This window comes from Elstera litoralis, from assembly GCF_000963705.1.
In the GTDB taxonomy this organism is placed as follows: Bacteria; Pseudomonadota; Alphaproteobacteria; order Elsterales; family Elsteraceae; genus Elstera; species Elstera litoralis.
In genome coordinates this window covers 1-791 of the sequence record NZ_LAJY01000952.1, presented here as the reverse complement: position 1 = coordinate 791, position 791 = coordinate 1, and the positions used below count along the sequence as shown (strand labels likewise).

Sequence of the window (791 nt, the reverse complement as noted above, 5' to 3'; positions counted from 1 at the left end):
CTTCTGTCCGCCAGTAAGGCTTATAAGCCGTTCGAATATCCCTGGGCCTTCGAGTTCTGGAAGCGTCAGCAACAGATCCATTGGATGCCCGAAGAGGTGCCCTTGGGCGAAGATTGCCGTGATTGGGCGCGCAAACTCACCGATCACGAACGCAATCTGCTGACCCAAATCTTCCGCTTCTTTACGCAAGCCGATGTGGAAGTGCAGGATTGCTACCACGAAAAATACGGCCGGGTGTTCAAGCCGACCGAAATTAAAATGATGCTGACCGCCTTTTCAAATATGGAAACGGTGCATATCGCCGCCTATTCGCATCTGCTCGATACTATCGGCATGCCGGAGCAGGAATATACCGCCTTCCTGCGCTATAAAGAGATGGCCGATAAGCATGATTACATGCAGCGCTTCGGTGTCGATACCGACGCCGATATTGTGCGCACGTTGGCGGTCTTCGGCGGCTTTACCGAAGGGCTGCAACTCTTCGCCTCCTTTGCCATGCTGATGAACTTCCCGCGCTTCAATAAAATGAAGGGCATGGGGCAGATCGTCTCCTGGTCGGTGCGCGACGAATCGCTGCACTGCGAAGGCATTATCAAGCTGTTCCACACCTTTGCCCAGGAAACCGGCTGCCTGACGCAATCGGTGAAGGACGATATTTCCGACTGCTGCCAACAGGTGGTGCGCCTGGAAGACGCGTTCATCGATCTCGCCTTCGAAATGGGGCCGGTCGAAGGCATGACGCCGCTCGATGTGAAGCGCTATATCCGTTTTATTGCCGATTGGCGCTTGCA

General features: G+C 54.5%; 1 protein-coding gene. It reads left to right on the top strand.

All coding sequences use genetic code 11. The features are described from left to right. Positions 1 to 791 (top strand): ribonucleotide-diphosphate reductase subunit beta (locus VZ95_RS20900; protein ID WP_084627979.1); only part of this gene is annotated, 791 nt, incomplete at both ends.